Source organism: Pseudomonas sp. Irchel s3h9, from assembly GCF_900187475.1.
Lineage (GTDB): Bacteria > Pseudomonadota > Gammaproteobacteria > Pseudomonadales > Pseudomonadaceae > Aquipseudomonas > Aquipseudomonas neuropathica.
This window is the reverse complement of the sequence record NZ_FYDH01000021.1, coordinates 22578-43998: the sequence shown is the minus strand read 5'-3', so window position 1 is coordinate 43998 and position 21421 is coordinate 22578. Positions and strand designations below refer to the sequence as shown.

Below are 21421 nucleotides of genomic sequence, written 5' to 3'. Positions count from 1 at the left end.
TTCTCGAAGTCAGGCCGCAGCGCGCAGCGGACGGGTCAATGCGACACCTTCGGCATCGAATAAATGGCACTGGGCCGCGTCGAGGTGCAGGCTCAGTTGTTCGCCGTAACGGCTGGCCAGATCCCCGCGCACGCGCATGGTCAGGGCTTCGCCAGCGTTGGTGGTGACGTGGCAGAAGGTGTCGCTGCCCAAGCGTTCGCTAACGTCGGCGGTGACTTGCAGGCTGCAATCGCCGGGTTGCGCCAGCTCCAGATGCTCCGGGCGAATACCGAGGGTCACGGCGCTGCCGACACTCAGATTGCCGGCGTTGAACGGCAGGGTGATGCGCGTGCCGGCATCCAGCGAGACTTCGCAGCTCTGGCCATCGATGCGGGCGATTTTGCCTTTGAGGAAACCCATTTTCGGCGTGCCGAGGAACCCCGCGACGAACAGGTTCGCCGGGTTGTGATACAGGTCCAGTGGCGAGCCGACCTGTTCGATCTTGCCGCCATTGAGTACCACGACTTTGTCGGCCATGGTCATCGCTTCGACCTGATCGTGGGTCACGTAGATCATCGTCGCTTGCAGGTCTTTGTGCAGGCGCAGCAGTTCCAGGCGCATCTGCACGCGCAGCGCGGCGTCGAGGTTGGACAGCGGTTCGTCGAAGAGGAAGATTTTTGGATTACGCACGATGGCGCGACCGATCGCAACGCGCTGACGCTGGCCACCGGAGAGCTGCTTCGGCTTGCGTTCAAGCATCGGCCCGAGTTCGAGAATCCGCGCCGCTTCGCCGACTTTCTTCTCGACTTCGGCTTTCGGCACGCCGGCCAGATCGAGGGCGAACGACATGTTCTTTTTCACGGTCATGTGCGGGTACAGCGCGTAGGTCTGGAACACCATCGCCAGATCGCGCTTGGCCGGGCTGACTTCGGTGATGTCACGGCCATCCAGTTCGATGGTGCCGTCGCTGACTTCTTCCAGACCGGCGATCAGGCGCAGCAGGGTGGATTTGCCGCAACCCGACGGGCCGACGAAGACCACGAATTCCTTGTCGTTCACTTCAAGGTCGATGCCTTTGATGATGGAGAAACCTTCGAAGCCTTTTTGCAGATTCTTGATTTTCAGGTTGGCCATGATGATGGGCCTCCGCATTGTTGTTTTTTTAAGATCAAAAGATCGCAGCCTGCGGCAGCTCCTACAGGAGGACGGCATGCTTTATGTAGGAGCTGCCGAAGGCTGCGATCTTTTGCTTTTCAATGTTCATTTCACGGCGCCGAACGAGAGGCCGCGCACCAGTTGCTTCTGGCTGATCCAGCCGAAGATCAGGATCGGCGCACACGCCAGGGTCGAGACCGCCGACAACTTGGCCCAGAACAAACCTTCCGGGCTTGAATACGAGGCGATCAGCGCGGTCAGTGGCGCGGCTTTCGACGAGGTCAGGTTCAGCGACCAGAACGCCTCGTTCCAGCACAGGATCAGCGACAGCAGCACGGTCGAGGCGAGGCCACCCTTGGCGATCGGCAGCAGCACGCGAACCATTTCCTGCCACAGCGTGGCGCCGTCGAGGCGGGCGGCTTCGAGGATGTCTTTGGGGATGTCCTTGAAGTAGGTGTAAACCATCCACACCACGATCGGCAGGTTGATCAGCGTGTAGATCACGATCAGTGCGATGCGCGTGTCGAGCAGGCCGAAGCTTTTCGCCAGCAAGTAGATTGGCATCAGCACGCCCACCGGCGGCAGCATCTTGGTCGAGAGCATCCACAGCAGCGTGCCTTTGGTGCGCTGGGTTTCGTAGAACGCCATCGAGTACGCCGCCGGCACCGCGATCAGCAGACAAAGGGCCGTAGCACTGAAAGAAATCACCACCGAGTTCCAGGCGAAACTGAAGTAATCGCTGCGCTCATTGATGTGCAGGTAGTTCTCCAGCGTCGGTGTGAAGATGAATTGCGGCGGCGTGGCGAACGCGTCGATTTCGGTTTTGAAACTGGTCATCACCATCCAGAAGATCGGGAAGAAAATCACGATCGCGATGGCCCAGGCCAGGGTGCCGAGCAGCAGGCTTTGCAGCCGGCGGGATTGTTGAAGAGTCATGGCAGGCCTCAGGCTTTGTCAGTCAGGTTTTTGCCGATCATCCGCACCAGAATGATCGCGGCGATGTTGGCGATGACCACGGCAATCAAGCCGCCCGCCGAGGCCATGCCGACGTCGAACTGCACCAGCGCCTGGTTGTAGATCAGGTAGGCGAGGTTGGTCGAGGCGTAGCCGGGGCCGCCGTTGGTGGTGGTGAAAATCTCGGCGAACACCGACAGCAGGAAGATCGTTTCGATCATCACCACCACGGCAATTGGTCGCGCCAGATGCGGCAGGGTCAGGTGCCAGAAGATCGCGACCGGCCCGGCGCCGTCAAGGCGTGCGGCTTCCTTCTGTTCCTGGTCGAGGGACTGCATGGCCGTCATCAGAATCAGGATCGCGAAGGGCAGCCATTGCCACGAAACAATGATGATGATCGACAGCAGCGGGTAGTGTGCCAGCCAGTCCACCGGTTGCGCGCCGAAGAGTTTCCAGATGTAGGCGAGGATCCCCGAGACCGGATGGAAAATCAGGTTCTTCCAGATCAACGCACCGACCGTGGGCATGATGAAGAACGGCGAAATCAGCATGACCCGGACGATGCCGCGACCGAGGAATTCACTGGCCTCCAGCAATGCACTGATCAATACGCCCAACACCACACTGATCAGCAACACGCTGCCGACCAGCAGCAAGGTGTTGGTCGCACCGGGCATGAAACCCGAATCTGTCAGGAAGTATGTGAAGTTCTCCAACCCCACGAACTGGTTTTCACCGGGGTAGAGCAGGTTGTAGCGGATCATCGAGAAGTAAATGGTCATGCCCAGCGGCACGATCATCCACAGCAGCAACAGGGCCACCGAAGGGCTGACCAGAAACCAGCCGGGATTGCGTACGCGGACCTTGCGCGCAGGTTGCGACAGGTCGAGGTGGGCTTTGGCAGTTGAAGTATTCATGGCGATCACAACCGAGTCATACAGACCTATGGAGATCTAATGTAGGAGTGAGCCTGCTCGCGATGGCGGTGTGTCAGTCACCGTCTGTTTCAGATTGAAAACCGCCATCGCGAGCAGGCTCACTCCTACAAAAGGCAGGAGCGAGCTTTGCGGGTTACTTGGGATAACCGGCGCGCTTCATCTCGCGTTCAGTGGTTTGCTGCGCGGCAGCCAAAGCTTGATCCACCGTGGTCTGGCCGATCAGCGCCGCCGAGAACAGCTTGCCGACCTGCGTCCCCACTGCCTGGAACTCAGGAATGGTCACCAGTTGAATGCCGATGTACGGCACCGGTTTTAGCGTTGGCTTGCTCGGGTCAGCCGCTTTCAGCGATTCGAGCGTGACCTTGGCAAACGGCGCGGCGCTCATGTAGGCATCGCTGTAGGTCGAGGCGCGGGTGCCTGGCGGTACGTTGGCGATGCCGTCAGTTTTGGCCACCAGCTCGCCATATTCTTTGGAGGTTGCCCAGGCGCTGAATTGCTTCGCGGCGTCTTTGGCTTTGGAACTGGTCGGAATCGCCAGCGCCCACGAGTACAGCCAGGCCGAGCCTTTGTCAGTCACTTGATGCGGGGCGAAGGTGAAGCCGACGTGATCGGCAACCTTGCTCTGGGTCTTGTCGGTGACGAACGAACCGGCGACGCTGGCATCGACCCACATCGCGCATTTGCCGCTGTTGAACAGTGCGAGGTTTTCGTTGAAACCGTTGCTGGAGGCGCCCGGCGGGCCGGATTTCTTCATGGTGTCGACGTAGAAATTCAGCGCGTTTTTCCATTCCGGCCCGGTAAATTCAGGCTGCCATTTCTCATCGAACCAGCGCGCGCCATAGGCGTTGGCGACGGTGGTGATCAGCGCCATGTTCTCGCCCCAGCCGGCCTTGCCGCGCAGGCAGATGCCGTACTGTTCCTTGTCCTTTTTCGTGAGCTTTTCGGCGAAACCGGCAATCTCTTCCCAGGTCGGACGCTCGGGCATGGTCAGGCCGGCATCCTTGAACAGGTCGGTGCGGTAATAGGTGATCGAACTTTCCGCGTAGAACGGCAGGGCGTACAGCGAACCCTTGACCGACAGGCCTTCACGCACCGACGGGAACACATCGTCGAGGGCGTAACTGGCCGGCAGATCCTTCATCGGTTCGAGCCAGCCTTTGGCGCCCCACAGTGCCGCTTCGTACATGCCGATGGTCAACACGTCGAACTGACCGCCCTGAGTGGCGATGTCGGTGGTCAGGCGTTGGCGCAGGACGTTTTCTTCGAGCACCACCCAGTTGAGCTTGATGTCCGGATGCTCGGTCTCGAAGGTTTTCGAGAGCTTTTGCATGCGGATCATGTCGCTGTTGTTGACGGTGGCGATGGTCAGGGTCTGGGCGCCAAGGCTGACGCTGCTGAGGGTCATGCAGGTGAGGGCAAGCAGAGCTTTTGCAGTCGGTTGCATCGTGCACTCCTTTTCTGCACCCGGAGGGTTACAGAAGGACAGTTATTGTTTTTGTGTCTTCCTGTGCAGGAAGAATGTGCGCTGATTACAGCCTTCAATCGCAGGACTGACAAATCATCCCTAGCACTTTTATCGATACTTTTTTGCACTCGGCATTTGTGGGGCGAACGCAGGGCAGGGCTTTTCAGCGAGGGGGCGCTATCGAATGCGTACAGGTTTCACAGCATTGCGAGGTCCATTGTGGGAGCGAGCCTGCTCGCGAAAGCGGTGTGTCAGCGACAGATTTGCCAACTGATCCTCCGCCTTCGCGAGCAGGCTCGCTCCCACAGGGGGGGAATTGCGTTGTCAATGGTGGTTTTGTTCAGTCAGGCGCTGCACGGCGAGCCGTCGGTAATGCGAGGGCGTCATACCCTTGAGCTGCTGAAAGCGCCGATTGAAGTTGGAAATATTGTTGAATCCGGACTCGAAACACACGTCGGTCACCGGTTTGTCGCCATCAGCCAGCAATTCGCAAGACTTGCTGATACGCAGCCGATTGACGAACTCGATGAAATTGCGCCCGGTGGCCTGCTTGAATACGCGACTGAAATAGGTCGGCGTCATGCCCAGATGCTCGGCGACTTCTTCCAGCGAAATGTCGCGGGCGTAATGACTGAAGATGTAATCGACGGCCCGGTTGGTGCGATCGATATTGTGTTCGTCGGCCAGTTGCGGGGTGGTGGCGCCGGACAACAGCTGGAAATCATCACTGGCGGCCAGCAGCTCCATCAGGATAAAAAAGTGCCCGAGGCGGGTGATGCCCTTACTGTCGGCAATGCGCTGCATCAGCGTCATGGCCTGGCGGATCGTGCGCTTGCAGCGAAATTCGATGCCGTACTGCGCGCGCTCCAGCAAGGGCGCCAGGGTTTTCAGTTCGGCGAACACCTGGTGGCCACTCTCGAACAACTCGTCAGTGAAGTTCACCAGCATGTCACGCTTCTCCACGACCTCGTCTTCGGCCACCTGACTGATCCAGTTATGCGGCAGATTGGGGCCGGTGAGAAACAGGGTTTCGGGGTAAAAGTTGCCGATGTAGTCGCCGATGAACACCTTGCCTGAGCTGGCCACGATCAAGTGCAGTTCGTATTCCTTGTGGAAATGCCAGCGCACCAGTGGGCACGGAAAACCGTGCTGGCGGTAGATGATGGACAACCCGTTATGGTCATCCATCAACTCGTACGAGGGGTCGGTCACGCGGGCGGTTCGGGTCATGGCCTGAGTACTTTTTCATGATCGCCAGGTGATCATGCCTCGTTTGCCGTGTGGTGCGCCAGCCTCGTTCAAGCCGGCTGTTGGTGGAGGGGCATTCTGGACTTCTCGATGGCTTTCTCCACATTGGCCTGTTGGCAAAAAAACACCACTTTCGAGTTTTTAATGAAGTCGAAGTTAATGATATTGCACTTTTTTGCCCAGTCTGATTTTACGGGATCAAACCAGTTGTCCAGATTATTGAGAATGCGCAAAGGGCCGCTGGCGATATAACAAGTTGCGCTCAGAGACCAAGGACGCAAGTGGCTGATGGAAGTGCCCATGACTTCTTTTATATAGCCGTGCAACTGGTGGGTGGTCACCAAGGTCTGGTTGATCCATTTATGATTGATTTGTGCCTGGAACCGGCTGTCTCGGGTTTCCCATGTCATCGGCGCGGCAACCAGGACTCGCTGTAGTCGGCTGACTTTTTTAAGTTGGCCTAGTGTCAGGTGGCGGTTTTCGGCAGGAATCATGTGTTGGCCAAAATGCTCGAGCATCAACTGTTTGAATTCAGCGTGGTTGAATTGCGCGTTGCCATTTGTCAATTCGTGGAAGTCAAGAATGATGAACTCATCGAAGCTGCGCTCAAGAAATGCCTTGACGTCGCGGATCAGATCGCCGAGATGGCGCGAAGATGTAAAGCCGTTGTGCTGGAAGCGAAATCTCTCAAGCCCTTGTGCCTGAGCGTCGTACAGCAGGCGTACATCAAGTGCCCGGGAGCCGCGATTGAGTTGCGCATAAAAGGGGATGTCCTGGCATGCCAGCCAGAGGCTCCCGGGAAGCTGAGCGTAGGAGGCTTCCAGGTCGCAGCCTGCATTGTGTGTGCCCGGTAAGGTCAACTCATTGAGAGACAAGTTATCAATCTGTGGTGTGTTGACCATCCATTGATGGGGTTGGAAATCATGAAAGTTCATGGTGTATATCCTGCGTGGATAGTGATTTAAAGTTATATGAGTGCGCGCGCAGGATGTTTATAGAGTCAAGTTCGTATTTGGCCAATCGCTGTTTGAATGCAAGTTATGTAGAGGCCCGGTTTAAGTCTTGGTTTGCTGTGGTGTTGCGGTTTTTTGCTTCAATCCATTGCGCCATATATTGAGTGCTTTTGTGCGCGTGATGGCGCAGCATGCTGCCGGTGAAGTTGTTGTTTCTGAGTGTTTGCAAGTGCTGTTGGCAGTGACGAAGTTTCTCAATAAGTGCCGGTCCGTGTATCGCTTGTTGGTAGCGCTCGGTGAGTAGCTGGGTTCCCGCCAGACAAGCTTCTTGCCAACGCGCCTCGTCCTTGTAAAGCGCCACGGCAGTGTTGGCGAGCTCGATTGCGCTGTTTGAAATGGAACCGGGCCAAGTGTGATCACCCTGCATTGCCTCAGCACCAACCGGCGTCGTGACGCTGGGTGTACCGCACAGCATGGCGTCGACCAGTTTGCCCTTGATCCCGGCACCAAAGCGCAAAGGCGCCAGGCACACCCGCGCAGCAGACATCACCTGCAACGCATCTTCGGCCCAGTTCATGATGTGGAAGCCTTCGCTGGCGTTATGCAGCGCCGTGGCTTTGGGCGGCGTGTAGGCGCCGTAGATGTGCAATTGGGCCTGGGGCAACTGTTGGCGAATCAGCGGCCAGATGGTGCTCTTCATCCACAGCACGGCATCCCAGTTGGGCGCATGGCGGAAGTTGCCGATGCTCAAGAAGTTCGCCCGTTCTGCAAATGCTACCGGCTCAGCCGTCGGCGGGTCGATCATCAGCGGGCACCAGTGCAGCAATTGCCGAGGCAAGCCGAACTGCTCGATCAGCAGTTCGATTTCCACTTCGGAGATCATCAGGTTCAGATCGCAACGATACAACGCGGCAATTTCGCGTCTAGCCAGATCGCTCTCGGCCATCAGTTCGAACTCGTCGCGCAGGGCCGGGGCAAATACATCACTGAAATCATTCTGGTCCGGATTGACCTTGAGGCGAGACTTGAGCCGTTGGTGGCGCGCATGCCGCAGACTTTGCAGGTCGGAAGTTTCCAGCACGCGCAGTGCCTGAGGGCATTGTTTTTCAACCCGCCAGCCGAACTGTTCTTCCATCATGAACTGGTCAAACAACACAATGTCCGGCGCCAGTTCACTGATGAAGTGGTCAAAGCTGCTGTTGTTGAGTTCGATGGCCACTTCGCATATGCCGAGTGCAGCAAGATCTGCTTTGTGCTCGCCGGGGCCGGCCGGGCTGCTGAAGGTAATGTCCCAGCCTTGTTGCAGGAAGGTTTCGAGGATCTGCATGACGTGCCCGCTCGCCGCTGAGGAGCGCGGTTCTGGCCAGACGTATCCGATGACCAGGACTTTGGTGGCGGGAGGCTGAATCATGCGAGTTTTTCCTGTGCAGCAAACGAGGGATGCGATGAAGGCGCAATTAAACCATGGCAGGGGCGGTATTTAACACTGTTATCAATATGCTTGGGCTTTACGGTAAAAATGCAGGTGAGAGGGTTGTTCTGCTATTGATTAATGTAAGTGTTGTGCAAGATTTGCTAATGGTTATTAGCTTTATAAGTGTGCGGCAGTATTGATAGTTTCGCTTGCGCCACAGTCGTTGAAAGATGCGGTCCGCGTTTTAGTACTGTGCGCAGGAGACTATATGAACAATCAACTATCCGGGCTTTATGCCGGCTCCGAAGAATCGTTACTGTGGTTGCTGGACCCTTTGGCAGATGCCGATGAGACGCCAGTATTGTCGAGGGCGAGAAACGCCAGTTCGGTCTTGTCGTCAGGGGATGTCGTGGAAGGCGTCAATGTAAAAGAGCTGGCTCAGGAGATACTGCAAGGGTGTGCCGCAGTTATGGATGAGGTGAGTTTTGATCCTGCTCATTTCATTCGCGAGCGTATTGATGAAACTGTATTGGAAATTGTCATTGAAGACGATGTTCGCAAGCGTATTCAGCATGATTCCGCTGTCAGCGTTAAGTATTACGAGTTGGAAGCGCCTAAGCGCAGCGACTCGCTCCAAGGAGAGAAAAAAGCGGTTGTCTGGAAAGAAAAAGCATTCACTCTCGCAGAAATCTGCACTGACTATCACGTGCGTGTTCTCAAAGGACTCTATGGAGTGACCATACAGTGGCCTTCCTATTATCCGCAGAAACTCAGGGAGGTGTTCAATGATGCGGACTATCAAGAGGACTTTAAACAGTATGTAAAAGATAACTTGCGATCGCCTGCGGTTAGCGCATTTGGCCGCTTATTGAAAAAAACAGAGCTGAACAAGTTGGTCGTGGAATTCATCAAGAGTGGTGATCGCTCCCTGGATGATCAAGTCATCGCTTTCGAGTATCTCAAAGGCATGATTCCACCACGCTTGCTTAACTTGCACAGCGATCCTGATTTGAATGTAGATAACGCTGTTTTTATCGGACGAAGCAATCTGGACCGTGGCCTGGTGTTTTTCCTGGGGGAAGACAGTGCGGCCTTCGAGTTTCCCGCCGGACATGATGCCCGTGGGCGTTTTGTTGAAAATAACCAAGACTTCCAGAAGCGCCTGCTCAAGCGCGTGCCGTTACGCGATCAACAGAAACCGTATGTTCGTGATTTCAAATATCGCGGCGCAGAATTTCCCGTGTTCGTCACCCGTGCCAACTACCGGGAATTGGTATTTCGATCCAGTTCGGATATCGGTCAGGATTTGTTCGATCGTCAAATCGCGCGGGCACTTGCCGACATCGATACGCTCGTTTCAACGGAAGCCGAACGCTGGACCGATTTTGCATTGGAGGCGGCCGGTTATCTCCTGCAATGTGTTGCGTTTGCCGCCTCGTTGCCTTACGGCGGAACGGCGGCATTCGCGTCTGCTCCGATTCGCATGCTGATTCCTTTTCTCCTGGGACTCGGGGCTTCCGCGACCGATTTGATTCGTGCAGAGATATCGGATGATCCTTCCGAGACCGAGCGGTTGCGGATCAACGCCGCGATCGGTTTGCTGGCCGAACTCGCAGGCCCGATAGCCGAAAGGCTGATCGGCAAGACATTGTCGCTTGCGCTCAAGAGAGACGTGGGGCGCCGGGTGCTCCAGGCGCTCAAAAACAGCAATCGGCCTTCGGTCTTTCGCCGCTCGGCGACACGGCTGCGTCAACAGTTGGCGAGCACGACAGGAAAAGAGATTCCAGACGCGGCCAAAGGCTTGCTAGTTGCCGGTTATCTCGCCGAGTTGTCAGGCGGCCCGAACGTAGCGCAAAAGCTGGCAACGGAGACGCGGGTCATCCGCTTGTCCGGTCCCGAAAAGGGCTTTGTTTATCAGGGGTTCGTCTTTCGGGGAGACATGCGAGACCCTTCACTCATCTTTCAGAAGGGGTTTACCCAGCGCGCACCGATCAAGCACCTCGATCAGATCAACGGTTTGAAGGGGGGATATGGCGGCGCTCATGACGCACTCAGTCCTGATGGCGCGGGTATTTCCACCTCGGCATTCTATAAAAAGGACGGAGCGGGAGCCTTTGTCTATGGGGGACAGAAGGGTGGATTTACCTATTTCATCGACGCACGCCAAGTGGAAGGCTTTCATTTATACGCCAACACCGAACTGGCTTTTCGCCCCAACTCAGGCTTAAAAACCCTGCCACCGCTGGAGATCAATTATGGCGTTGACCTACCACCGGGTCTGATTCTGGGCGCCTATGACCCGGCCGGCAACTTCATCGCCAATCCCAAAGCGATCAATCGGGCCATTGCGGCGAGTGAAATCAACCCGCTGGCGGGAGCGGGCCGGGATGTGGGCAACAAATTACGTCAGCCATTTGCTGACGGAGAGTTGTTGTCCCCCGTCGATTTCGGCAACGAAGCGCTGAACGCGCAGGAAGCGATTGTGATGGCGGCTCAGTCTGCGTCGGAGGGCATGCGACCTGCGACAGGGAAGGTTGATAGCAGTGATATCAGTGCCTTCCGGGAGCGACAGAACGCTAAACGAGATCGCTTGAACGCGAGAAACTGACACCTCAGGAAACCTCTGCCAGTTCGCGGTAAAGCATTTTGCCGATGAAGAAATGGCAATCGTGCGCCGGACTGGCATCCATGGGCTCGACAAAAACGAGTGTTGCGGGGGCACTGGCAACGGCTGAGGTAAGCGAATATCAATATGCAGGAGTCGCACAAAGCTATTCCGTGAACGATACGCTTGATGTACCTATTGAAGAATGCTTTTGACTTTGTCGCGTAACTGATCAATCGAAAATGGTTTGCCGATTACGTGCATGTCCGCTGGTACGACGATGCTTTCGGCATAACCACTGGCAAACAGAATCGGCAGGGCGGGGCGCAGTTTTCGTGCTTCGCCTGCCAGTTCGCGGCCATCCATGCCAGGCAAGCCGACATCGGTCATCATCAGGTCAACCTCTTTGGTGGCGTCCTTGAGAACCTCCAGAGCCTGTTCGCTCCCATCTGCTTCGAGCACCTTGAACTCCAGCTCCTCCAGCACATCGACGATCAGCATGCGCACGATGTCGTCGTCTTCTACGACAAGGATGGTGGGGGCGGGGGTAGACATATTAAGGCTCTCGAAAGTCAGTTCAGGGTCGCCGGTCGATCAAAAGTGCCGGGCTCTTTCATCAGTAAGTGGCGCAGTGCCACAAGTTCCCTGCCTGAGACAAAAAAAGCATAGCCGCAGACGGGACCGCAAGGATAACTGTTCAAGGCTGTAAAGGTGCTGGTGCATGTAGGAATTTGCGGCGAAAGATGTGAGAAAAATGGATCCACGCCGTCGTTTTGGGGCAAACTGCCGGTTTTTCAACAGTTCGACAAGGCTGCCCCATGTCCTCTCCGTCTACGGTTGATGAGCAACGGTTTCGCAAACTCCTGAGTCGCAACATCAGTCTGCCTTTGGGCGTCGGTGTGCTCAGTGCCGTGTTCTTCGTGTCGCTGATCACTTATCTGCTGTCGGTAATCCAGTGGGTGGAGCACACCGACCGGGTGATCAATAACGCCAACGAAGCGGTGAAGCTGACCGTGGACCTTGAAACCGGCATGCGTGGTTTCCTGCTCAGCGGCGACGAGCATTTCCTCGACCCGTACGAAACGGCCAAGCCGCGCATCGCGGTGGCCCTCAGTACCTTGCTCGAACTGACCGCCGACAACCCTGTACAAACCGATCGTCTGCGCCGTCTGCAAGCCTTGCAGGTTGAGTGGTCCAATTATGCCCAGTCGATGATCGATCTGCAGCGCTCCAGTGGCGACTACCGGGGCGCGGTCAAGGCCGGACGCGGCAAACGCCTGACGGACGAGATCCGCAAGCAATTCGAAGACGTCATCGAGACCGAACAGGTCCTGCGCACCACGCGCAATGAAGACGTGCGCCGCACCACGATCTGGAGCATCAGCCTCTATCTGGTGTTCATTGCCGGTATCAGTGGCTTGCTGGCCTATATCGGCCGGCGTGATCTGGTCAACCTGTCGACCAACTACAGCGCCAACCTTGCCGCCCAACAAGCCAGTGCCGAACGTCTGGAGCAGCAGGCCTGGTTGCGCAATGGTCAGACCGAACTGGCCGAGCAGGTGCTGGGGCAACTGACGCTGAATCTGCTGGGGCGCAATATTCTGCAGTTCTGCGCGCAATATCTGGGCACCGCCGTGGCCGCACTGTATGTGCGTGAAGAGCACGGCGGCCTCAAGCGGGTGGCTACTTACGGTTTCTCCCGCGAGCAGGAAGAACAAGATCAGTCGATCTACAGCGGCGAAGGCATTGTTGGCCAAGTGGCGCAGCAGGCGCGGTTGATCCGTCTGGATTCGGTGCCGTCGGACTACTTCAAAGTCAGCTCGGGGCTGGGCGAAGGCTTGCCGCACAGTGTGCTGGTGGTGCCGACCAGCGATGACGACCGCGTCAATGGTGTGATCGAGCTGGGTTTCCTGCGCCCGCTCAATGATCGCGATATCGAACTGCTGGAGCTGATTGCCGCCAACATCGGTACGTCCATCGAAGCTGCGCGCTACCGTCAGCGTTTGCAGGAAGTGCTGGCGGAAACCCAGCAACTCAACGAAGAGTTGCAGGTGCAGCAGGAAGAGTTGAAAACCGCCAACGAAGAACTGGAAGAGCAGTCGCGGATTCTCAAGGAATCCCAGGCGCATCTGGAAACCCAGCAAGTCGAACTGGAACAGACCAACGAGCAACTTGCCGAACAGGCGCAGACGCTGGCCGAACAACGCGACGCCATGGATCTGAAAAACACCGAACTCAATCAGGCTCAGGTACAACTCGAAGAGCGCGCCGAAGAGCTTCAACGCTCGAGCAAGTACAAGTCCGAATTCCTCGCCAACATGTCCCACGAACTGCGCACGCCGCTGAACAGTTCGCTGATTCTGGCCAAGTTGCTCGCGGAGAACCCACAGGACAACCTCAGCGCCGAACAGGTCAAGTTTGCCGAGTCGATTTACTCCGCCGGCAACGATCTGCTCAACCTGATCAACGACATTCTGGACATCTCCAAGGTCGAGGCGGGCAAGCTCGAAGTGATTCCGGAGAACACCAGCGTGGCGCGTCTGGCCGATGGTCTGCGCAGCGTGTTCGAACCTTTGGCGGCAGACAAACAGCTGACCTTCAGCGTCGATGTGCAACCTGGTGCACCGGGCATGCTCTACACCGACCGTCAGCGGCTGGAACAGGTGATCAAGAACCTGCTGTCCAACGCCGTGAAGTTCACCGAGAAGGGCGCGGTCAGCCTGACCATCGCCGGCCAGCCGGATGATCGGGTCGCGTTCATCGTGCGCGATTCGGGTATCGGCATCGCCGCCGACCAGAAGGAAAGCATTTTCGAAGCTTTCCGCCAGGCCGACGGCACCACCAACCGCAAGTACGGCGGCACCGGTCTGGGCCTGTCGATTTCGCGGGATCTGGCGACCTTGCTTGGCGGTTCGATCAGCGTCAGCAGCACACCGGGGCAGGGCAGTGTGTTCACATTGCTGCTGCCGCAGCAGTTCAACGAGTCCAATGAAGTTGCGTTCGCACCGTTGACCTTTACCCCGCCAGCGGCGGTGGCCAGCGCGCCACTGGCGCCGGTTGTTTCGCCGTTGGCGCCGGTGCATATTCCGCGCTTCGCCGATGACCGCAACAAGACGCCATTCGCCACGCGCTGCATTCTGGTGGTGGAAGACGAGCCGAACTTTGCGCACATCCTCTACGATCTGGCGCATGAACTGGGCTATCAGTGTCTGGTGGCCCATGGCGCGGACGAAGGTTACGACCTCGCCAAAGAGTTTGTGCCGGACGCGATCCTGCTCGACATGCGCCTGCCGGATCACTCCGGCCTCACCGTGCTGCAACGCCTGAAGGAACACGCCGGAACCCGGCACATCCCGGTGCATGTGATTTCCGTCGAGGACCGTGTCGAAGCGGCAATGCACATGGGCGCGATCGGCTATGCGGTCAAACCGACCACCCGCGAAGAGCTCAAGGACGTGTTCGCCCGTCTCGAAGCCAAGCTGACCCAAAAGGTCAAACGCGTGCTGTTGGTCGAGGACGACGATTTGCAGCGCGAAAGCATTGCCCGTCTGATCGGTGACGAAGACATCGAAATCACCGCCGTCGGCCTCGCGCAGGATGCTCTGGAGCTGCTGCGCACGACGATCTACGACTGCATGGTGATCGACCTGAAGTTGCCGGACATGCTCGGCAATGACCTGCTCAAGCGCATGTCCACCGAAGACATCTGCTCGTTCCCGCCGGTTATCGTCTACACCGGGCGCAACCTGACCCGTGATGAAGAGGCCGAACTGCGCAAGTACTCGCGCTCGATCATCATCAAGGGCGCACGTTCGCCAGAGCGCTTGCTGGACGAGGTCACACTCTTTCTGCACAAAGTCGAATCGCAGTTGTCCCATGAACGGCAGAAGATGCTCAAGACCGCGCGCAGCCGCGACAAGGTCTTCGAGGGTCGCAAAGTGCTGTTGGTGGACGACGATGTGCGTAACATTTTCGCCCTCACCAGCGCCCTGGAGACCAAAGGCGCAGTCGTGGTCATCGGCCGTAACGGGCGTGAGGCGATTGAAAGACTCAATGAGGTCGAGGACATCGATCTGGTGTTGATGGACGTGATGATGCCGGAAATGGATGGTTTTGAAGCCACCATTGAAATCCGCAAGGATCCGCGCTGGCGCAAGTTGCCGATCATCGCGGTGACGGCCAAGGCCATGAAAGACGATCAGGAGCGCTGCCTGCAGGCGGGTGCCAATGATTACCTGGCCAAGCCTATCGACCTGGATCGCCTGTTCTCGCTGATTCGCGTGTGGTTACCAAAAATGGAACGCATTTAGTGGAACGCAGTACGCCAGCTGAACGAAACAGTGAAATCGAACTGCGCTTGTTGATTGAGGCGATCTACCTCAAGTACAGCTACGATTTTCGCGATTACTCCGGCGCTTCGATCAAGCGCCGGGTGCAGCACGCGCTGAGCCAGTTCGAGTGCGCGACCATTTCGGCATTGCAGGAAAAGGTTCTGCATGACCCGACAGCGTTCATGCAGTTGCTGCAATTGCTGACGATTCCGGTCAGCGAGATGTTTCGTGACCCGTCGCACTTCCTCGCGATCCGCCGGGAAGTGGTGCCGCTGCTGCGCACTTATCCGTCGATCAAGATCTGGATCGCCGGGTGCAGCACGGGCGAGGAGGTCTATTCGATGGCGATTCTGTTGCGCGAGGAAGGCCTGCTTGATCGCACGATCATCTATGCCACCGATATCAACCCACGCTCGCTGGACAAGGCCAAGCAGGGGATCTTCTCGATGGAGAATGTTCGTGCGTACACGGCCAACTATCAGCAGGCTGGTGGCCAGCGCTCGTTTGCCGACTACTACACTGCAGCTTACGGTTACGCGATTTTCGACAAGAGCCTGTGTGAGAACGTGACCTTCGCCGACCACAGTCTGGCGACGGACAGCGTGTTCTCCGAAACTCAATTGATTTCCTGTCGCAACGTACTGATTTACTTCAACAAGAAACTTCAGGACCGCGCCTTTGGTCTGTTTCATGAATCGCTGTGCCACCGCGGCTTTCTAGTACTGGGCAGCAAGGAAACGCTGGATTTCTCCGGTTACGCGAATCAGTTCGAAGCGCTGGTCAAACAAGAACGGATCTACCGCAAAACATGAACGAGGCCGTGGATTTACCTCGCGTCGACGCAATAGTGGTCGGAGCTTCCGCCGGTGGCGTCGAGGCGCTGCTGAGCCTGCTCGGACCGCTACGCCGAGGCTACAGGTTGCCGATCATTGTGGTCCTGCACCTGCCCGAAGAGCGCCGCAGCCAATTGGCCGAGGTCTTCTCCCGGCGTGTGGAGATGCCGGTGCACGAGGCTGCCGACAAACAGGATATCGTTGCCGGCAACGTGTATTTCGCCACGCCGGGTTATCACCTGTCGGTGGAGCAGGATCGCAGCCTCTCGTTGAGCCTCGAGGAGCGCGTGCATTATTCACGGCCATCGATCGACTATCTGTTTGAATCGGCCGCCGACGCCTACGGTTCTTCCTTGGCCGCTGTACTGCTGACCGGCGCCAATCACGATGGCGCGCGCGGGTTGGCCGAGGTCAAGCGCTGCGGCGGTTTGACCATCGTCCAGGACCCCGAAGACGCGCAAGTCGCCACCATGCCCTTGGCTGCACTGAAGATTCAGCAGCCGGATCATGTCCTACCCATTCACGGCATCGGCCGTCTGCTTGTCGAGCTGGAACGAATCGCATGCTGAGTAATATCCAAGCCAAACTGCTGATCGTCGATGATCTGCCGGAGAACCTGCTGGCGCTCGAAGCGCTGATCAAGCGCGAAGACCGTACCGTCTATAAAGCTCTATCGGCGGATGAAGCGCTGTCGTTGTTGCTGCAACATGAGTTCGCCATGGCCATCCTCGACGTGCAGATGCCGGGCATGAATGGCTTCGAACTCGCCGAGTTGATGCGTGGTACCGAGAAAACCAAGAATATCCCGATCATTTTCGTCAGCGCCGCCGGCCGTGAACTGAATTATGCGTTCAAGGGTTACGAGAGCGGGGCGGTGGACTTTCTGCACAAGCCGCTGGATATCCATGCGGTCAAAAGCAAGGTCAATGTCTTCGTCGATCTGTACCGCCAGAGCAAAGCGCTCAAGCAACAGCTCGAAGCCCTGGAGCAGGCCCGTCGCGAGCAGGAAGCGCTGCTGCAACAACTGCAGAACACTCAGCTGGAACTGGAGCAGGCCGTGCGCATGCGTGATGACTTCATGTCGATCGTTGCCCACGAAGTGCGGACGCCGCTCAACGGCCTGATCCTCGAAACCCAGTTGCGCAAGATGCACTTGGCTCGGGACAACGCTGCGGCGTTTACCCTCGACAAGATGCACGCCATGGTCGACCGCGATGAACGGCAGATCAAAAGCCTGATCCGCCTGATCGAAGACATGCTCGACGTGTCGCGCATTCGCACGGGCAAATTGTCGATCCGACCGAGTCGTTTCGATCTGGTGCAACTGGTTAGCAACCTGCTGCAAAATTTTGCGCAACAGATCGAAGCCGCTGAAACCGAAGTGTCGTTTACCGCGCCAGTACCGGTGGAAGGCCATTGGGACGAGTTCCGCATCGAGCAGGTAGTCACCAATCTGCTGACTAACGCTCTGCGTTACGGCGGTCGCAGTCCGATCCAGGTGCGGGTTTACTGTGAAGGTGATGAAGCGCGGATCGAGGTGCAGGACCGTGGCATCGGCATCAGCCAGGACAACCAGAAGCGTATTTTTCAACAGTTCGAACGGGTTTCCGCCAAGACGGTAGTGGCCGGGCTCGGGCTGGGTCTGTTCATTTCCGAGCAGATCGTCGCCGCCCATGGCGGCTCCATCGTCGTCGAGAGTGAAATCAACGAAGGCGCCCTGTTTCGCGTTTGTCTGCCAATCCAGGAAAACGGCAAATCCGACGCAACCTCTGAGTGACCACACGGTCGTATCAGCAGCTATTGACCGAACAAAGGCTTCCCATGAGCGTAGATGCACAAGATGTAGTACTCGTCGTCGAGGACGAACCGGTTATCTTGATGGTCCTGACGGATTACCTGTCAGGGCAGGGGTATCGCGTGTTGCAGGCCGAAAACGGCGAGCAGGCGTTCGAAATTCTTGCGAGCAAGCCACATCTGGACATGTTGATCACCGATTTCCGCTTGCCCGGCGGGATCTCCGGTGTGCAGATCGCCGAGCCGGCCGTCAAGCTGCGCCCGGACCTTAAAGTGATTTTCATCAGCGGTTATCCGCAGGAAATCCGCGAAACCGGCAGCCCGATCACGCGCAAGGCGCCGATCCTGGAAAAGCCGTTCGACCTGGATGTGTTGCAGGAAAAGATTCAGGAATTGCTCGCCTGATATCTGTGTAGGAGCTGCCACAGGCTGCGATCTTTTGATGTTGATCGTTAAAAGCAAGATCAAAAGATCGCAGCCTGCGGCAGCTCCTACAGTTTCAGTAATATCAGCTTTTGATCATCTCCCGCACCTTGGCGGTCAACAGATCGAAAGTGAACGGCTTGGTGATCATCTGCATCCCCGAATCGAGGAACCCGCCACGCACTCCCGCGTGCTCGGCGTATCCGGTGATAAACAGGACCTTCAGACCTGGCCGATATTGTCGACCAACCTCCGCCAGTTGCCGGCCGTTCATGCCCGGCAGACCGACATCACTGATCAGCAGATCGATGCGCTGCGTCGAATTCAGAATCGGCACCGCGCTGTCCGCATCCCAGGCCTCGACGAAGGCATAACCCAACTCACCGAGTACCGCGCAAACCAGCACGCGCACGGCCGGGTCGTCTTCGACGATCAGCACGGTTTCGCCGTCAAGCGCATCCGGCAATTGCGGAATATCGGCGACGGGGCTGGCCAGTTCTTCGCCGCGAAAGCGCGGCAAGTACAGTCTCACTGTGGTGCCTTCATCGATCTCGCTGTCGATCGAGACATGGCCGCGTGACTGCTTGCTGAAACCGTAGATCATCGACAGGCCCAGTCCCGTGCCCTGGCCGATCGGTTTGGTGGTGAAAAACGGATCGAACGCACGGTTGATGACACTTTGTGGCATGCCACTGCCGTTGTCGGTGACGCTGAGCATCACGTAATCACCGGGTTCGAGGTTGTTGTAAGCCTCGGTGAATTCGCGCTTGAGCACCTGGTTGCTGGTCTCGACCACCAGTTTGCCGCCGTCGGGCATCGCGTCGCGGGCATTGATCACCAGGTTGAGCAGGGCGCTTTCCAGTTGATTGGGATCCGCCTCCGCAACCCACAGATTGTCGTTGAGGCGCATGTCCAGCTGAATGCTTTCGTTGAGGCTGCGTTGCAGCAACTCGCCCATGGACTGCACCAGGGTGTTCATCTGCACGGCTTTTGAATCGAGCGACTGCCGACGCGAAAACGCCAGCAAGCGGTGGGTCAGGCCGGCGGCACGATTGGCCGAAGTCACGCCCAGATCAATCAGGCTGTCGAGGTCATCGGTGCGACCACGGGCCAGACGTCGACGCAACAACTCAAGACTGCCGATGATGCCAGTGAGCATGTTGTTGAAGTCGTGGGCGATACCACCGGTGAGTTGGCCGACCGCTTCCATTTTCTGTGATTGGCGCAGCGCTTCTTCGTTGTGGCGCAGTTGTGCGGTGCGCTCTTCGACCTGTTGCTCAAGGGTTTCCAGCGTCGATTGCAGGCGCCGTTCGCTCTCACTCAGATCGATCAGCCGGTCGCGGGCTTCGTATTGTCGTCGGCGGCCGCGCAATGCGGCGGAAACCATACTGACCAGCGTCGCCGGATGAAACGGTCGCTCAAGGAACGTCACGTTGCCCAGCAGATCGCTGAGGCGTGAGGAGGGGCCCTGTTCCTGACCGCCGTGATGGGTCAACAGCACAATCGGCAGATCCGACCAGGCAGGTTGCTCTTCCAGATACAGGAACAGCGCTTCCAGTTCCGGCCCGCGCAAGGCTTCGGCGGCGACCAGCACCAGGCCGGCACCGATTTCGATTTCCTTGCACAGCGCACCCAGACTTGGCGTGACGACTCCGCCGTAACCCGCCTCGTTGAGGATCATCAGCGCAATCTGGCTGTCGCGACCCACGGGCGCCAGAATCAGCGCCCGTTCGGCCAGCGGCACTTGAACCGTCACAAGCGCTCTTCCTGCAGTAACGGATTACTCGCGCCGAGGTATGTCGGGACACCGCGCAGTACGCCCTGAAAGGCTTCCAGCGGTTCGCCGATGGTCATGCCTTGCGTGGAAATGCGGTATTCACGAATGGTCGATTCGTGGCTGCCGGTGCGTTTCTTGATGATCGAGATCGCGCGGCGGACTTTGCCTAGTGCTTCGAAGTAGCGCAACAGAATCACCGTGTCAGCCAGATAAGTAATGTCGACCGGCGCTTGCATGTCGCCGACCAGACCATGCTGGGCAACCGTCATGAACGTCGCCGCGCCTTTGCGGTTCAGGTACAGCAACAGTTCGTGCATGTGCAGCACCAGCGCGTTCTCTTCCGGCATTGCTGCCTGATAGCCGTTGATGCTGTCGATAACCACGGTTTTGATTTGACCTTCATCGACGCAGCGCCGCACGCGGTGGGAGAACTCGCCCGGTGACAGTTCGGCGGCGTCGACCTGTTCGATCAACAGATTGCCGGTCGCCTGCAGGGCCTTGAGGTCGATGCCGATGTTTTTCATGCGCTCGAACAGCAGGCCGAGTTCTTCATCGAAGATAAACAGTGCGGCTTTCTCGCCACGGAGCACCGCAGCGGCGGCGAAGATCATCGAGATCAGCGATTTACCGGTACCGGCAGGGCCGAGAATCAGCGTGCTGGAGCCGGTCTCGATGCCGCCGCCGAGCAGGGCGTCCATTTCCGGGATGCCACTGGACAGTTGCAAACGCGCATAGTCGCCACGGTGTTCAGCCGCCACCAGACGCGGGAATACGTGCACGCCGTCGCCCATGATGGTGAAGTCGTGGAAACCGCCGCGATATTTCTGGCCCCGGTACTTGACCACTCGCACGCGCCGCCGCTCGGCGCCGTAGTTAGGCGTCAGCTCTTCGAGGCGGATCACCCCGTGGGCCACACTGTGCACGGTTTTGTCGAGGGATTCGGTGGTCAAGTCGTCAAGCAGCAGTACCGTGGCGTTGTAGCGCACGAAGTAATGCTTGATGGCCAGAATCTGCCGGCGATAACGCAAAGAGCTTTGTGCCAGCAAGCGGATCTCCGACAGGCTGTCGAGCACCACACGCGTGGGCTTGAAACGTTCGACCGCTTCGAAAATCTGCTTGGTGGCTTCGCCCAGTTCCAGGTCGGAGGAATACAGCAGGCTCTGCTGGTGCTCAGCATTGAGCAGGCTTTCCGGGGGCGTCAGCTCGAAGATCTTGATGTTGTCATCCAGCGTCCAGCCGTGGGACGACGCCCCTTGCCTCAGTTCGCGCTCGGTTTCCGAGAGCGTGATGTACAACGAGCGTTCGCCGGCTTTCGCGCCGGCCAGGAGAAAATGCAAAGCGACCGTGGTTTTGCCGGTTCCGGGCTCACCCTCCAGCAAAAAAACATGACCGCGAGACAAACCACCGGCCAGGATGTCATCCAGACCCACAATGCCGGTAGCGGCTTTCGCACTGATCAACTCGTTAGAAGTAGACAAAAAATGCCCTCTCATGACTAAGGGAAGCGAGGCCGCCAATTAATTGAGCGGCCTGATTAACTTGACCCTATGGC

Annotated in this window: 16 protein-coding genes; 6 read left to right on the top strand and 10 right to left on the bottom strand. The window is 57.5% G+C overall.

Going from position 1 to position 21421, the window contains the following annotated elements; genetic code table 11:
* Positions 1 to 9: 9 nt before the first annotated feature.
* From CKW26_RS27230 to CKW26_RS27200, 7 genes are all read right to left on the bottom strand, one after another.
* Positions 10 to 1113, bottom strand: a complete 1104-nt coding sequence (locus CKW26_RS27230; RefSeq protein ID WP_095050861.1) for an ABC transporter ATP-binding protein — start codon at positions 1111 to 1113, stop codon at positions 10 to 12.
* Between the two features lie 126 nt (positions 1114 to 1239).
* Positions 1240 to 2070 carry a carbohydrate ABC transporter permease gene (locus tag CKW26_RS27225; RefSeq protein WP_034154211.1) on the bottom strand — a complete coding sequence of 277 codons (831 nt, stop codon included), beginning with the start codon at positions 2068 to 2070 and terminating at the stop codon, positions 1240 to 1242.
* 8 nt (positions 2071 to 2078) lie between these two features.
* Entirely contained in the window at positions 2079 to 3005 is a 927-nt protein-coding gene (locus tag CKW26_RS27220) for a carbohydrate ABC transporter permease (RefSeq protein WP_095050900.1), read from the bottom strand.
* A 154-nt stretch (positions 3006 to 3159) separates the two neighbouring features.
* Positions 3160 to 4470, bottom strand: a complete 1311-nt coding sequence (locus CKW26_RS27215) for a sugar ABC transporter substrate-binding protein (protein ID WP_095050860.1) — start codon at positions 4468 to 4470, stop codon at positions 3160 to 3162.
* A 345-nt stretch (positions 4471 to 4815) separates the two neighbouring features.
* Positions 4816 to 5721: an AraC family transcriptional regulator gene (locus CKW26_RS27210; RefSeq protein ID WP_095050859.1), complete on the bottom strand. Its 906-nt coding sequence runs from the start codon at positions 5719 to 5721 to the stop codon at positions 4816 to 4818.
* Between the two features lie 68 nt (positions 5722 to 5789).
* Positions 5790 to 6674 carry a phospholipase gene (locus CKW26_RS27205; protein WP_095050858.1) on the bottom strand — a complete coding sequence of 295 codons (885 nt, stop codon included), beginning with the start codon at positions 6672 to 6674 and terminating at the stop codon, positions 5790 to 5792.
* A gap of 103 nt (positions 6675 to 6777) precedes the next feature.
* Positions 6778 to 8103 (bottom strand): glycosyltransferase, encoded by a 1326-nt coding sequence (locus tag CKW26_RS27200; RefSeq protein WP_095050857.1) that lies wholly within the window; start codon positions 8101 to 8103, stop codon positions 6778 to 6780.
* Between the two features lie 271 nt (positions 8104 to 8374).
* Here CKW26_RS27200 and CKW26_RS27195 point away from each other — a divergent pair, with 271 nt between their 5' ends.
* Entirely contained in the window at positions 8375 to 10714 is a 2340-nt protein-coding gene (locus CKW26_RS27195) for a hypothetical protein (protein WP_095050856.1), read from the top strand.
* Positions 10715 to 10906: 192 nt separating this feature from the next.
* Here the strand turns inward: CKW26_RS27195 and CKW26_RS27190 are convergent, their stop codons facing one another.
* Positions 10907 to 11266 carry a response regulator gene (locus CKW26_RS27190; protein WP_095050855.1) on the bottom strand — a complete coding sequence of 120 codons (360 nt, stop codon included), beginning with the start codon at positions 11264 to 11266 and terminating at the stop codon, positions 10907 to 10909.
* A 263-nt stretch (positions 11267 to 11529) separates the two neighbouring features.
* Between CKW26_RS27190 and CKW26_RS27185 the strand changes: the two genes are divergently transcribed.
* From CKW26_RS27185 to CKW26_RS27165, 5 genes are read left to right on the top strand one after another with little or no spacing between them, the layout of a single operon-like run.
* Positions 11530 to 15021 (top strand): response regulator, encoded by a 3492-nt coding sequence (locus CKW26_RS27185; RefSeq protein WP_095050854.1) that lies wholly within the window; start codon positions 11530 to 11532, stop codon positions 15019 to 15021.
* On the top strand, positions 15021 to 15854 hold the full coding sequence (locus CKW26_RS27180; RefSeq protein ID WP_093431257.1) for a protein-glutamate O-methyltransferase CheR: 834 nt from the start codon (positions 15021 to 15023) through the stop codon (positions 15852 to 15854). The genes CKW26_RS27185 and CKW26_RS27180 overlap by 1 nt, the downstream gene beginning before the upstream one ends.
* Positions 15851 to 16444 (top strand): chemotaxis protein CheB, encoded by a 594-nt coding sequence (locus CKW26_RS27175; protein WP_095050853.1) that lies wholly within the window; start codon positions 15851 to 15853, stop codon positions 16442 to 16444. The genes CKW26_RS27180 and CKW26_RS27175 overlap by 4 nt, the downstream gene beginning before the upstream one ends.
* Positions 16438 to 17652: a hybrid sensor histidine kinase/response regulator gene (locus CKW26_RS27170; protein ID WP_095050852.1), complete on the top strand. Its 1215-nt coding sequence runs from the start codon at positions 16438 to 16440 to the stop codon at positions 17650 to 17652. Before CKW26_RS27175 ends, CKW26_RS27170 begins: the two co-directional genes overlap by 7 nt.
* 44 nt (positions 17653 to 17696) lie before the next feature.
* Positions 17697 to 18074 (top strand): response regulator, encoded by a 378-nt coding sequence (locus CKW26_RS27165; protein WP_003225116.1) that lies wholly within the window; start codon positions 17697 to 17699, stop codon positions 18072 to 18074.
* 103 nt (positions 18075 to 18177) lie between these two features.
* Here CKW26_RS27165 and CKW26_RS27160 read toward each other — a convergent pair whose 3' ends face one another.
* On the bottom strand, positions 18178 to 19848 hold the full coding sequence (locus CKW26_RS27160; protein ID WP_095050851.1) for an ATP-binding protein: 1671 nt from the start codon (positions 19846 to 19848) through the stop codon (positions 18178 to 18180).
* The gene (locus CKW26_RS27155; RefSeq protein WP_093431272.1) at positions 19845 to 21347 is read right to left on the bottom strand and encodes an ATPase domain-containing protein; all 1503 of its coding nucleotides are present in this window, start codon (positions 21345 to 21347) and stop codon (positions 19845 to 19847) included. Before CKW26_RS27155 ends, CKW26_RS27160 begins: the two co-directional genes overlap by 4 nt.
* Positions 21348 to 21421: the final 74 nt, after the last annotated feature.

Bases quoted from the DNA above. Each gene is read 5' to 3' on its own strand.
- CKW26_RS27230 (WP_095050861.1), bottom strand. From the start codon at position 1,113: ATGGCCAACCTGAAAATCAAGAATCTGCAAAAAGGCTTCGAAGGTTTC.
- CKW26_RS27225 (WP_034154211.1), bottom strand. From the start codon at position 2,070: ATGACTCTTCAACAATCCCGCCGGCTGCAAAGCCTGCTGCTCGGCACC.
- CKW26_RS27220 (WP_095050900.1), bottom strand. From the start codon at position 3,005: ATGAATACTTCAACTGCCAAAGCCCACCTCGACCTGTCGCAACCTGCG.
- CKW26_RS27215 (WP_095050860.1), bottom strand. From the start codon at position 4,470: ATGCAACCGACTGCAAAAGCTCTGCTTGCCCTCACCTGCATGACCCTC.
- CKW26_RS27210 (WP_095050859.1), bottom strand. From the start codon at position 5,721: ATGACCCGAACCGCCCGCGTGACCGACCCCTCGTACGAGTTGATGGAT.
- CKW26_RS27205 (WP_095050858.1), bottom strand. From the start codon at position 6,674: ATGAACTTTCATGATTTCCAACCCCATCAATGGATGGTCAACACACCA.
- CKW26_RS27200 (WP_095050857.1), bottom strand. From the start codon at position 8,103: ATGATTCAGCCTCCCGCCACCAAAGTCCTGGTCATCGGATACGTCTGG.
- CKW26_RS27195 (WP_095050856.1), top strand. From the start codon at position 8,375: ATGAACAATCAACTATCCGGGCTTTATGCCGGCTCCGAAGAATCGTTA.
- CKW26_RS27190 (WP_095050855.1), bottom strand. From the start codon at position 11,266: ATGTCTACCCCCGCCCCCACCATCCTTGTCGTAGAAGACGACGACATC.
- CKW26_RS27185 (WP_095050854.1), top strand. From the start codon at position 11,530: ATGTCCTCTCCGTCTACGGTTGATGAGCAACGGTTTCGCAAACTCCTG.
- CKW26_RS27175 (WP_095050853.1), top strand. From the start codon at position 15,851: ATGAACGAGGCCGTGGATTTACCTCGCGTCGACGCAATAGTGGTCGGA.
- CKW26_RS27170 (WP_095050852.1), top strand. From the start codon at position 16,438: ATGCTGAGTAATATCCAAGCCAAACTGCTGATCGTCGATGATCTGCCG.
- CKW26_RS27165 (WP_003225116.1), top strand. From the start codon at position 17,697: ATGAGCGTAGATGCACAAGATGTAGTACTCGTCGTCGAGGACGAACCG.